This window comes from Faecalicatena contorta (assembly GCF_003149105.1).
Classification (GTDB): Bacteria; Bacillota; Clostridia; order Lachnospirales; family Lachnospiraceae; genus Muricomes; species Muricomes contortus_C.
Genome location: NZ_QGDS01000006.1, coordinates 217,520 through 230,002 on the forward strand (window position 1 = coordinate 217,520; position 12,483 = coordinate 230,002).

Genomic DNA, 12,483 nt, shown 5'->3' on the forward strand with positions numbered 1-12,483 from the left:
TAGCGGAATTGTAAAAAATATTTAAAAAACAGAACAAATATTTAAAAAACAGAACAGATATTTAGAAAACAGAACAGAGAGCTTGACTTATTTCCTGTGTCGGTGTAAAATTCAACTATAAAAAAGGCTATCCAATGACGGAATACATTTCTGATACGGGTAGCCAGTTTTTTTGCAGGAGGAGAAAGTTATGAAAAAGAAAATTTTAAGCGCATTACTGTGTGCGACAATGGTCATCACTATGGTGGCTGGATGCGGCGCGAAGCCGGCGGCAGAAACAGGCGGTTCTGATTCTGAAGATACAAAGACAGAAGCATCAGAAGGGATTGCAGCAGAAGACATCAAAATTGGATTTGTACATGTTTCTGATGCAAGTGATATGGGGTATACTTACAACCATGACTTGGGAACAAAAGAGATGCAGGAGGAGTTAGGGATAAGTGATGACCAGATCATCAACAAGTTCAATGTTCCTGAAGGTGCAGAATGTGATACCGCTTTAAGAGAGCTGGTGGATGCAGGATGCAACATTATTTTTGCAACAAGCTTTGGATTTGAAGATTATGTAAAAGAAGTTGCAGCAGAGTATCCGGACATACAGTTCTGTCATGCTACTGGATTCCAGGCGGCAAGTTCAGGGCTGAGCAATATGCACAACTATTTTGCATCTATTTATGAAGCTCGTTATTTAGCAGGTATTGCAGCAGGTCTGAAGACAGAATCAAATAAACTTGGTTATGTTGCTGCGTTTCCATTTGCAGAGGTAATCAGCGGATACTCAGCATTTTACCTTGGTGCTAAGAGTGTAAATCCGGATGTGACAATGGATATTATGTATACAAATTCATGGAACGACCCAACCGTAGAGTCTCAGGTTGCAAAAGCTCTGATTGAGCGCGGCTGTGATGTGATTTCCCAGCATTCTGACTCTACAGCTCCTGCAACAACAGCAGAAGAGTACGGTGCATATCAGGTTGGATACAACAATGATATGATTGAAGCAGCTCCTAAGGCTTCTCTGATTTCCGCACGTATTGACTGGGGTATTTATGTAACAGAAGCAGTACGGAATGTGATTGAGGGTAAGGAAATTCCGGTTGACTGGTGCAAAGGACTGGCGGACGACGCAGTTTATCTGTCACCTCTGAATGAAGACATTGCTGCGGAGGGAACTCAGGAAGCAATTGATAAAGCAGCAGAGGCAATCAAAGCTGGCGAACTTCATGTATTTGCAGGTCCTTTAAAGGGTGTAAATCCGGATGGCGAGAAAATTGAAGTTGCAGAAGGCGATTACTTTAAAGAACAGGTTGACGCATCTGCACCAGCTTGGAATTATATTATTGATGGATGTAACGTAGTTGAATAGTTAGATTGTATCTGTTCAGAAAAGGTACGTTAGGTTCCTGGGAGGATAAGTTCAGTTCATTGACAGAGCCGTTGTTTAACGGCTCTGTTTTGGGGATTATAAGAGGTTTCCTGTAATTTCCAGAACAGCAAGAGGAGAAGGAGGGTAAAGACTTGGGTGAGACTACAGATTATGCTGTAAAGATGCATCATGTTACGAAGACATTCGGAAAAGTTGTTGCCAACAAGGATGTTGACCTGGAGTTGAGAAACGGAGAGATACTGGCGCTTCTTGGAGAGAACGGAAGTGGTAAAACCACACTGATGAATATGCTTTCTGGTATCTACTTCCCAGATTACGGCGAGATACACATTCATGGAACACCGGTGACAATCCGGTCGCCAAGGGATGCATTTGACTTGGGGATTGGAATGATCCATCAGCATTTTAAACTGGTGGATGTCCTGACGGCTGCAGAGAATATTGTGCTTGGTCTTGATGGAAAGGTCACGGTAAACCGGAAAGAGCTTAATAAAAAGGTAGCAGAGCTGGCTTCCCGCTATGGGTTTGAAATTGATCCGTCTAAGAAGGTTTATAATATGGCGGTGTCTGAGAAGCAAACTGTAGAGATTTTGAAAGTATTGTACAGAGGGGCTGATATTCTCATACTGGACGAACCGACCGCAGTACTTACACCTCAGGAGACGGAGAAATTATTTGCGGTGCTCCGCAATATGAAAGCAGATGGGAAATCGATTATCATTATTACTCACAAGCTACATGAGGTGCTTTCTATTTCAGACCGGGTGGCAATCCTCAGGAAGGGTGAGTACATAGGTGTTGTTGAGACATCCGGAACGAACCAGGATCAGCTTACAGAGATGATGGTAGGAAGGCAAATCAGCCTTGAAATCGAGAGACCCCAGTTAGAGCGGGGGGAGAAAAGGCTTAAAGTGGTTGATTTAACCTGTCTCAATGGAGATGGAATCAAAGCCCTTGATAATGTTTCTTTTTCTGCTTACAGTGGTGAAATATTGGGTGTTGCCGGGATTGCAGGAAGTGGCCAAAAGGAGCTTTGTGAGGTTATTGCAGGATTGTATCCTACAATAGGCGGTGCTGTTCTTTATACTGATGAACGTGAGGATGGTCCGGTTAAAGAATCTATTCTGGGCCTGACACCGGACCAGATTGTAGGAAAAGGTATTTCTATGGCATTCGTACCTGAGGACAGACTTGGCATGGGGCTTGTGGCTGGGATGGATATGACGGATAATGTCATGCTGAGGAGCTACAAAAATAACAAAGGTCTGTTCGTAGACAGGAAAACACCGAAAAAGGTGGCAGAGCAGTTAATTGAAGAGATGGAGATTGTTACCCCTGGAGTTGAAACACCGGTAGGAAGAATGTCAGGCGGAAATGTCCAGAAGGTGCTGCTTGGAAGAGAAATTGCACTTAGTCCTTCGGTTCTGATTGTAGCATACCCTGTGCGTGGGCTGGATATCAATTCCTCATACAGAATTTACGATTTGCTGAATGAGCAGAAGAAAAAAGGGGTAGCCGTTATTTTTATCGGAGAGGACCTGGATGTGCTGATGGAGCTGTCAGACCGCGTTATGGTTCTATGCGGAGGACGGGTCAGTGGAATCGTAGACCCAAGGAAGGTAACGAAGGAAGATATCGGTCTGATGATGATACAGGTAAATGAACAGAAAGAGGAGGAGGACGTATGAAAGTGAAGTCAACACAGATCAAAGAACCTCTGATCCGTATGGTAAAGCGGGATGCAGTTTCCCCTAAAAAAGCCTGGGAAATCCGTGCAATTGCCTTTCTCCTTTCCCTTGTAACGGGAGGGCTGTTGATTTTGGTTCTGGGACACAATCCTCTATCCGTATATAAGTCAATGGTTATAGGAGCATGGGGATCCAAGACAGTAATGTATGAGACGGTAAAACTTGCAGTGCCGCTTTTGATTACTGCAATTGGTATTTCTTTTGCATTTAAGATGAAGTTCTGGAATATCGGAGCGGAGGGGCAGATACTGGTGGGTGCTGTGGCAGCAGGTGCGTTTGGCTTGTTTACCGCACATATTTTCCCAAAGCTTCCGTTGGTTATTCTGATGCTTCTGGCAGGAATGGCAGCAGGTGGACTATATGGTCTGCTTCCGGCAGTCTGTAAGGCGAAATGGGGAACTAACGAGACACTGTTTACTTTGATGCTGAACTATATTGCTTTGGCGTTTATCAAATATTTAATGAATGGCCCATGGAAGGCTCCGGGAAGCAGTTTCCCAAAGATTGCTATGCTGGTGCCGGGAGCCAGACTCACGAAGGTACTGGGAGTACACTGGGGCTGGATACTGGCTTTAATTCTGGTTGTGGCCGCCTACTTTTATTTTAACAAAACAAAACAGGGATACGAAATTGCTGTTGTAGGTGAAAGCAACGATACTGCCCGCTATGCTGGTATTAATGTGAGTAAAGTATTTATGCGTACCATGTTTTTGTCCGGTGCTCTGTGCGGGCTTGTGGGAATGCTTCAGTTTTCGGGAGCAGATTACACAATTACAGAAGGGACCGCCGGAGGAGTCGGATTTACCGCAATTACTGTGGCATGGCTTGCCAAGATGAATCCCTATGGAATGTTGGTTGTTTCCATATTTATCGCTATGCTGGAGCGAGGTTCAAATACTATTCAGACAAATTTCAAAATACCAGCGTCTGCATCGGATCTGCTGATAGGAATTATCCTGTTCTTCATGTTGGGATGTGAATTCTTTATTACGTACCGTCTGATTCTCAGAGGAAAGGAGGAACATCATGGCTAGTACATTAAGTAGCTTGTTTGTAGCAGCAGTGCTTGCGGGAACTCCGCTGCTTCTTGGAGCATTGGGGGAAATTCTGACAGAAAAATCAGGAAATATGAACCTGGGTGTGGAAGGTATGATGTTCATGGGGGCGATTACCGGACTCGCAGGCTCCTATTATTATGAGCAGGCCGTCACAAAATCAGGCGGTGCACCAAGCGGGATTTTGTCAGCGGTTATCGCACTTCTTGTATCATTTTTAGCGGGGGCTTTCGGGGCATTGATATACAGTTTCCTTACAATTTCCCTGCGTGCAAATCAGAATGTAACTGGTTTGACCCTGACTATTTTCGGTACTGGATTTGGTAACTTTTTTGGAGAATATATCGGACTGAAGGCAGGAGGTTATGTTGCGGTAAGCGGCACGACAAAAGCTGCGTTTTCCAGCCTGCGTATTCCGGTGCTGTCAGATATTCCGGTTTTGGGAAAGCTTCTGTTTCAATATAACTGGCTGGTATATTTTGCGATTATTATTGCTATATTGATGACGTGGTTTTTCAATAAATCCCGCACTGGACTGAACCTCAGAGCGGTGGGAGAAGACCCGGCCACTGCGGATGCCGCAGGTATCAATATTGCCAGATATAAGTATACGGCTACAATTGTGGGCGGAGGCATCTGCGGAATCGGCGGTATGTATATGAGCATGGTTACGACTTCTGGTGTGTGGGTACATGGATGTGTCACAGGGTATGGATGGCTTGCTGTTGCACTTGTAATCTTCGCAACATGGAACCCTGCCAAGGGAGTATTTGTAGCATTGGTATTTGGCGGTTTGACCATTATGCGTATGTACGTAAATATACCAGGACTTCCGGCCCAGATTTATGACATGTTTCCTTACGTAGCAACAATTGTTGTGCTGATTGTGACAAGTATGAGGCAAAGTAAAGAACATGCACAGCCTAAGAGTTGTGGACGGAACTATTTCAGGGAAGAGAGATAAAAAACGGTGACCTGTCCGTAAAAGGTGGTTTTTTAAAATTGACAAACGTTTGCTGAGAAGGTACTATAAAAAAGAAAAAATGTTTGAGGAGGATACAAAGATGCCGGGAATGCGGGAAGTGGCAAAAAGGGCAGGGGTATCTTTATCTACAGTTTCTGCAGTACTAAGTGACAGCGGAAAGTATGTCAGTGAAGAAATCAGGGAAAAAGTTATGGAAACCGCCCGGGAATTGGGATATAGGCTGCCAGAGAGACGTAAGAAAAAAGATAAAATCATGGCGGTAGTACTGCCGCATATTGCAAGTACATTTTTTTCCAATCTGTTGAATGGAATAGAGGATACAGTTGCTGAAAATGGATATATCCTTGTTGTGGGAAATTCAGATTTTAATTTTGAAAAAGAGAAGAAGTTCATGAAAATGATCCGGAAGCAGGCTCTGTGCGGAATTCTTATAGATACAGTGTGCCCGGTTACAGAGGAAAAGGAATATTTCGGATACATAAAACAAACATTTCTGGAAAGGCAGATTCCCGTTGTCATGCTTGAGAAAAAGGCTGGGGAAGCTGGTTTCGGCAGTGTATATGTGGATCATGAGAAAAATGCTTATATGGCAACACATCAGCTGCTTGAGCGGGGGCACAGGCATATCGGGCATATTGCGGGAAGAATGGATAACCCACTTTCTTTGTTCCGGCTTCAGGGGTATAAGAGGGCCCTTGCCGAATTTGATATACCATATTCAGTAGATCTGGTTGCGGAGGGGGACTTTACTCCCAACAGTGGATATATGATGGCAAAGGAGTTAATTATCCGAAACAGCGGGATGACCGCTATATTTGCGGCAAATGATCAGATGGCGATAGGGGCGGTTAAGGCAGTGCATTCGGAGGGAAAAAAGATACCGGATGAATTTGCGGTGACGGGAATTGATAATCTGAGTGTTTCTTCCATGATTGAGCCGTCGCTGACAACGATTAATGTTCCCACATACCAAATGGGGAGAATTGCGGTAAAGATGCTGACAGATTCTGACGCAAAGGAAAAGAACATAGAGCTTCCGTGCAATCTGATTGTACGGAAATCTACAAATAAACTGGCGGCAAGTGAGTGGGAATTATTTGGCTGGTAATATGCCGTAGTTAAGATAAGAATAAACTAATTAAAAAATAGCGAACACTGAAAAATGTTTCTCGGTGTTCGCTGTTTTTTTGTTTAAAAATAATAAAATAAGGTGTTTGTAATGTGTAAAAAGCTGAAAATATGACAAAAGGTTGACGAACGTTTTCTGGAATGATAATCTAAACACAACGTAACATTAAAAATTCATAAATATCAGCGAACAAGGAGGCAAATATGAATAAGAAAGGTTTGGCTGAAAAAGCATTAGAGCAGGGAGAAGGAGTATTCAGACTGGCACCTACATGGGTACCAAGAGCTTTTTGCAGACCTGGAAAAAGAATTAAATTACATCCGGATGATTATTCGGTTTTGGGAACAAGAGGAGGAATTGATGAAAGATGGCTTTCCTCTACAACATGGGCAGAAAACGGACCAGGAACCCCCGAGGATGAAGGTCTCAGCTATATTGTAATTGACGGGGAAGGAAAAGAGAAAGTACTTTTACGAGACGCGGTGGAACTACTGGGAGCAGAAATTATTGGGGAAACTCTTTGGAATAAATATCATCGCTGGGCCATGTTTTCTAAGTTTTTTGATAATGCAGGACCACTTCCCCATCATATCCACCACCGGCAAGAACACGCGGCCAGGGTCGGGGCAGATGGAAAACCGGAAATGTATTTTTTCCCATCGCAGCTGAATAACCATGGGGGAGAATTTCCGTTTACATTTTTTGGATTTACTCCGGAGACCACAAAGGAAGAGGTGCTGGAAAGCCTGAGGAATTTTACAAAGGGTGACAACAATATATTATCACTTTCCAGAGCTTATAAGCTTGAAGCGGATACAGGATTCCATGTGGATCCGGGGGTAATGCATGCTCCGGGGTCTCTGTGTACATACGAGCCTCAGTTCGCATCTGATGTATATGCCATGTATCAGTCAGTCCTCTTAAACGGCCAGATAGTGGAAGAAGACCTTCTCTGGAAGAATTGTCCGGAGGAAGAAAAAGGAAATTATGAATATCTGCTGGATGTAATTGACTGGGAGAAAAATATAGATCCTGATTTCCATAAGCATAACTATATGACTCCGAAGCCTGTGCGCCCGCTGGAAGAAATGATGAATGAAGGGTACGTGGAAGAATGGATCTGCTATAAGTGTGACTGTGTAAGTGCAAAACGTCTGACAGTCCTGCCGGGTCAGACTGTTGTAATCAGGGACAATGCACCATATGGACTTATCTGCCTGGAAGGGCATGGGACCTTTGGGGTATGGGAAATAGAATCACCGGCGTTAATCCGTTATGGACAGCTTACACAAGATGAATTTTTTGTGACAGAAAAGGCGGCAAAAGAAGGAATTAAGATTGAAAATCACTCTTCTACAGACCCGATTGTTATTCTGAAGCACTTTTCCGATAATCCGGACCTGGCTTTGGAGTAAGAAGAAAACAGCAATGCAAAAATCAGAAAAGAACAGGAGGAAGGGATATGGGGGAAACCATTCTGGAATTGAAAAATATTGTAAAGACCTTTCCTGGAGTACTGGCTTTAAGTGAAGTCAATTTTCATTTAAAAGCCGGAGAAGTACATGCTATGTGCGGAGAAAACGGAGCCGGAAAATCCACATTGATGAAAGTGATTTCCGGGGTCTATCAGCCGGATTCCGGAGAAATATATGTAAAAGGGAAACAGCAGGTTTTTAAAAATCCGATGGAGTCTTATAAAAAAGGAGTATCAATTATCTTTCAGGAAACAAGTCTTTTTGAGGAGATGACAGTACTTGAAAATATGTTTCTCGGACATGAAGAGGATAAGAAAATTTTAGGAGTACTGCCTGTTCTGGATTACCGGATGATGCGTAAAAAGGCGGAGAAGATTTTTGAACGCCTGAATACAAAGATGGATTTGGATACGAAAGTGAAAACACTTGGGATGGCGCAGAAGCAGATGGTAGAGATTGCAAAAAGCCTGACTTTTGATGCAGATATTATTATCTTTGATGAACCGACAGCATCTCTTACGGAAAGAGAAGTGGAAGCGCTGTTTGAAATTATAGAAAATCTGAAATCAGAAGGGATTGGAATTGTCTATATCAGCCATCGTATGGAAGAAATTTTTGATATATGCGACCGGGTCACAGTATTGCGTGACGGTACATATATTTCTACAAAAAATGTGAGTGAAACAAATAAGGATGAACTGGTGGCGGATATGGTAGGACGTCAGATGGGCAGTTATTATCCAAAGACAGAAACAGAATTGGGAAATACTGTGTTTCAGGTGAATGGCTTTTATGATGAGGGGGTTCTGGATGATATCAGTTTTTTTGTAAGAAAGGGAGAGATTCTGGGATTTGCAGGACTGGCAGGTGCAGGACGTACGGAATTGATGGAGGCGCTGTGTGGGCTGGCGCCCATGGCCCAGGGAAAAGTGGAGCTGGAGGGAAACAAAATTACAATTTCCCGTTATACGGAAGCAATGAAACAGGGCATTGTATACGTATCTGAGGACAGGGGAAAGTATGGCCTTGTTGTTGATATGAGTATTGAGGAAAATATCTCTATGCCGCAGCTTCAGAATTTTTCAAATAAATTTATTATTAACAAAAAGAAAGAAAAGGATGTTGCTGAGAAATATATGAAGTCTGTTGCAATCAAAGCGCCGGGAGCAGAGTTTAAGGTTAATAATCTTTCGGGAGGAAATCAGCAGAAGGTAGCCATCGCGAAAGCACTGGCATTAGAGCCGAAACTCTTGATTTTGGATGAACCGACCCGGGGCGTGGATGTAAATGCCAAAGCAGAAATACATAAAATCATCAGTGAACTGACCGGGCAGGGATTGACTATTTTAATGATATCCAGTGAACTTCCGGAACTTCTGGGCATGTGTGACCGGATCTATGTAATGAAGGAAGGCAAAATTGCAGGATGTTTTGACCGTAAAGAAGCAACGCAGGATAAAGTGCTAAAAGTAGCTCTGGAAGGAGGGGAAAGAAGTGAGTAGTGAAAAAAATGACACGTGGAAAAAAATCCTGACGACAGAGTTTTACCTGCTTTTGTTTTTAGTTGCAGCCATGTTGTTCCTCGCGGTTTTTGCAAAGGGATTCTATGATATCAGTAATCTGATGAATCTTCTGAACCGTTTTAACTATACCCTAATCGCTGCCATAGGAATGAATCTGATTATTATTACTTCCAACATTGATGTATCGGCGGGGGCACTGGTTTCTGTATTGTGTATTGTGGCGGCCTTTCTTGGAAAGGGGGGGATGAGCATCTGGCTTTTCCTGCCTGCTGTTATGGTAATCGGAGGTATACTGAGCCTTATAAACGGTCTGTTTATTACAAAAATGAGAATTCCGGCAATTGTAGCAACACTGGCGACAACACAGCTGTTTCAGGGGGTTCTTCCGTTAGTTGTAAATGGGTCGGTTTATGATTTGCCTGAGAATTTTACATGGCTGGCGTACAAAGCAAAAATATTTGGTGTTTTTCCGGCCAGTACGGTTCTGATGCTTACGGTAACAGTGATTTTCCTGTTGTTTATGAAGTATTCTAAGTTCTCTAAGAAGCTGTATGCAATTGGAAATAATAAAGAAGGAGCCAGGCTGGCAGGTGTGAATGTAGATAAAGTAGTGGTAATTGCTTATGCTCTGGCAGGAGTATTGTACGGGATTACGGCTGTCATTATAGCAACAGCCAGCCAGCGTGTAACAACAACGATGGCAAACGGAAAAGAAATGACATTTATTGCGGCGGTTGTGCTTGGGGGGACCAGTACTGCAGGCGGCAGCGGCAGACTGATAGGTACAGTAATTGGTGCGTTTATACTGGCTTTGGTATCACCGGCAATCAATTATCTTGGAATCAGCCCGGACTGGTCTGATGCGATCATGGGAGCCATCATCATTGTCTCGGTAGTAGTCAGTGCGGTAAAAATCAAGAAAAAGCGCCGGATACAGGCAGCATAAGAAGAGGAGAGAATGAAAAAATGAAAAAGATAAAATTTACATTTAATAAAGCGTTGCTCCTGATTCTGGTAATTGTTTTTGCTGTGGTATCAATTTCAAATCCGGTCTTCTTGTCCCCGGAATATATGCTGAACGTAGTTCTGCGGAATGTAGTGGAACTTGGGCTGATTGCACTTCCAATGACCTTGGTCATTATTACCGGAGGGATTGACCTTTCCGTAGGGAATATTATGGTTCTTTCGGCAGTGCTGGGAGCAATGGCAGCAGAAAGAGCAGGAAGTTTTGCGGGAGTACTGGTAACATTTCTGGCAGGAGCGCTCTGTGGATTCTTCAATGGATTTATTATTGCGAAAATAAAGGTACCTGCAATGGTTACGACATTAGCTTCTATGTTCTTATTTCTCGGCCTTACAAGAGGAATGACCGGGGGGGATAGCGTCTATGCTTACACCGGTGCAGAATCTGTCGGTGGAATGCTGTTTGCGGGAATACCTGTGCAGATTCTGATTTTTATTCTATGTGCAGTGCTTTTTTGTATTCTGCTTGCAAAATCGACTTTTGGGAGAAGGCTTTATGGAATTGGTTTGAATGAGAACGCAACAAGGTACTGCGGAGTACAGATTGAGAAAATGATTATCTGGATTTATGTACTTTCGGGAATTTTGTGTGCACTGGCGGCCCTGATTATGCTGGGGCGATTTTCCAGCCTGAGGTACGACGCCGGGACCAACATTAATCTGAAGGTTATCACAATTGTGGTACTGGGAGGCACAAGCATTCTAGGCGGTGTGGGAGATATGAAAGGCACAGTGATTGCAACACTGATTATAGGTGTGCTGAACAGCGGTCTGACAGTATTGAACATTCCCGTGGATGTGCAGACAATTGTGCATGGTACCATACTGATTATCAGCTTGATTGCATATGAACTGGTGAACAGAAAAACAAAAGTAAAAAAGATGAAAATGGTAAAAGAAAATTTTATAAAGAGTGGTGCATAGGCTGAAACATTGCTTTAGGAAATGAAGCCCGGGCGGTACATTTCATTATAAAAAGGAAAAGGAGAAAAGGCACATGAAAAAAAGAGTATTGGCAACTTTATTGGCAGGTCTTATGGTTATCGGGAGTATGACAGGATGTACAAAGGCCGGAGAGACAACATCTGCAGGAACTGACAAGGGAAAAGAAGATGGAAAAATTAAAATTGCAGTTCTGCCCAAAATGAAAGGTGAAAATTACTGGGATGCATGCCAGACCGGTGCTGAAGATGCAATTAAAGAATTGCAGGATGCGGGAGTAGATGTAGAGATGCTTTATGACGGGCCTCCCCAGGATCAGGCTACAAACCAGAAACAGGTCGACTTGCTGGAGGGATGGATTGCTCAGGGAGTAGATGCGGTTGCCGTCGGCTGTGTGGATGCCAGTGCGATTTCACCGACTTTAAAGAAAGCCAGGGAAAAAGGAATTAAGATTGTCACATTTGACTCAGATTCTGAAGCGGATGCCAGAGATTTATTTATTAACCAGGCATCATATGAAGGTGTAGCAGAAGCTTTGGTAGAGAATGCTGCAGCACAGTTGAAGGAAAAAGGGTATGGTCCTGACCATCCGGCAAATGTTGCTATTATGGGACAGACGAAAACAGATACCAACGTAGAGGCATGGAACAGTAATGTGCAGAAGCTGATTGAGACTGAGGAATACAACTGGATGAAGCTGCAGAATAAGGATTCAGATATCTATTATCCGGGAGCTGATGAAGTAGAGGTGCAGACACAGGCCGGGACTTTAATTTCCAGGATGGGAAAGGGAGAAAACAAGATTCAGTGTGCATTTGGAATTACATCTATGACCGCACCTGCACTTGCTTCACAATATGAGGCTGCGACAAACAAGCCGGATGCGGATGAAATTGTCCTGACAGGAGTTGCTACACCGAATGCATTAAAATCTTACATTTTAAATGATGAGAATCCTTTTAAAACAGGAGTCCTCTGGAACAGCATGGATCTTGGATATCTGGCGGTACAGGCGGCATACCAGCTTGTTAACGGCGATGTGGCAGCGGATGCGTCAGAGATTGCAACGGACCGTCTTGGTTCGTCATTGATTACAGACGGAGAGGTACTTTTGGGTGATCCGCTTGTAATTACCAAGGATAATGTGGAAGACTTCGATTATTAGAAGAAATAGATGGACCCCGCAGGCAGTGGCAGCAGCCGATTTTAAGTCTGC

Annotated in this window: 10 protein-coding genes; all 10 read left to right on the top strand. The window is 43.5% G+C overall.

The features are described from left to right. Positions 1 to 190 precede the first annotated feature (190 nt). The 10 genes from A8805_RS12040 (at position 191) to A8805_RS12085 (ending at position 12,432) form a co-directional block, all read left to right on the top strand. Positions 191 to 1,366: a BMP family ABC transporter substrate-binding protein gene (locus A8805_RS12040; RefSeq protein WP_109711440.1), complete on the top strand. Its 1,176-nt coding sequence runs from the start codon at positions 191 to 193 to the stop codon at positions 1,364 to 1,366. 182 nt (positions 1,367 to 1,548) lie between these two features. Further along, complete coding sequence (locus A8805_RS12045; protein WP_181392819.1) at positions 1,549 to 3,075, top strand: ABC transporter ATP-binding protein; 1,527 nt, start codon at positions 1,549 to 1,551, stop codon at positions 3,073 to 3,075. Beyond that, a complete protein-coding gene (locus A8805_RS12050) occupies positions 3,072 to 4,169 on the top strand; it encodes an ABC transporter permease (RefSeq protein WP_109711444.1) in 1,098 nt (365 codons plus the stop codon). The genes A8805_RS12045 and A8805_RS12050 overlap by 4 nt, the downstream gene beginning before the upstream one ends. Then, positions 4,162 to 5,154: an ABC transporter permease gene (locus A8805_RS12055; protein ID WP_109711446.1), complete on the top strand. Its 993-nt coding sequence runs from the start codon at positions 4,162 to 4,164 to the stop codon at positions 5,152 to 5,154. The genes A8805_RS12050 and A8805_RS12055 overlap by 8 nt, the downstream gene beginning before the upstream one ends. A 100-nt stretch (positions 5,155 to 5,254) precedes the next feature. After that, positions 5,255 to 6,283, top strand: coding sequence for a LacI family DNA-binding transcriptional regulator (locus A8805_RS12060; RefSeq protein WP_109711448.1), 1,029 nt, complete (start codon positions 5,255 to 5,257; stop codon positions 6,281 to 6,283). Between the two features lie 224 nt (positions 6,284 to 6,507). After that, positions 6,508 to 7,719, top strand: a complete 1,212-nt coding sequence (locus A8805_RS12065) for a hypothetical protein (RefSeq protein WP_109711450.1) — start codon at positions 6,508 to 6,510, stop codon at positions 7,717 to 7,719. A gap of 47 nt (positions 7,720 to 7,766) precedes the next feature. Beyond that, positions 7,767 to 9,281 (top strand): sugar ABC transporter ATP-binding protein, encoded by a 1,515-nt coding sequence (locus A8805_RS12070; protein ID WP_109711452.1) that lies wholly within the window; start codon positions 7,767 to 7,769, stop codon positions 9,279 to 9,281. Then, a complete protein-coding gene (locus A8805_RS12075; protein WP_242992368.1) occupies positions 9,274 to 10,248 on the top strand; it encodes an ABC transporter permease in 975 nt (324 codons plus the stop codon). Before A8805_RS12070 ends, A8805_RS12075 begins: the two co-directional genes overlap by 8 nt. Positions 10,249 to 10,268: 20 nt before the next feature. After that, the gene (locus A8805_RS12080) at positions 10,269 to 11,249 is read left to right on the top strand and encodes an ABC transporter permease (protein ID WP_109711454.1); all 981 of its coding nucleotides are present in this window, start codon (positions 10,269 to 10,271) and stop codon (positions 11,247 to 11,249) included. Positions 11,250 to 11,322: 73 nt separating this feature from the next. Beyond that, positions 11,323 to 12,432, top strand: coding sequence for an autoinducer 2 ABC transporter substrate-binding protein (locus A8805_RS12085; RefSeq protein ID WP_109711456.1), 1,110 nt, complete (start codon positions 11,323 to 11,325; stop codon positions 12,430 to 12,432). Positions 12,433 to 12,483: the final 51 nt, after the last annotated feature.

Coding starts and splice junctions, on each gene's coding strand:
- A8805_RS12080 (WP_109711454.1), top strand. CDS start 10,269: ATGAAAAAGATAAAATTTACATTTAATAAAGCGTTGCTCCTGATTCTG.
- A8805_RS12070 (WP_109711452.1), top strand. CDS start 7,767: ATGGGGGAAACCATTCTGGAATTGAAAAATATTGTAAAGACCTTTCCT.
- A8805_RS12060 (WP_109711448.1), top strand. CDS start 5,255: ATGCCGGGAATGCGGGAAGTGGCAAAAAGGGCAGGGGTATCTTTATCT.
- A8805_RS12045 (WP_181392819.1), top strand. CDS start 1,549: ATGCATCATGTTACGAAGACATTCGGAAAAGTTGTTGCCAACAAGGAT.
- A8805_RS12085 (WP_109711456.1), top strand. CDS start 11,323: ATGAAAAAAAGAGTATTGGCAACTTTATTGGCAGGTCTTATGGTTATC.
- A8805_RS12055 (WP_109711446.1), top strand. CDS start 4,162: ATGGCTAGTACATTAAGTAGCTTGTTTGTAGCAGCAGTGCTTGCGGGA.
- A8805_RS12065 (WP_109711450.1), top strand. CDS start 6,508: ATGAATAAGAAAGGTTTGGCTGAAAAAGCATTAGAGCAGGGAGAAGGA.
- A8805_RS12040 (WP_109711440.1), top strand. CDS start 191: ATGAAAAAGAAAATTTTAAGCGCATTACTGTGTGCGACAATGGTCATC.
- A8805_RS12050 (WP_109711444.1), top strand. CDS start 3,072: ATGAAAGTGAAGTCAACACAGATCAAAGAACCTCTGATCCGTATGGTA.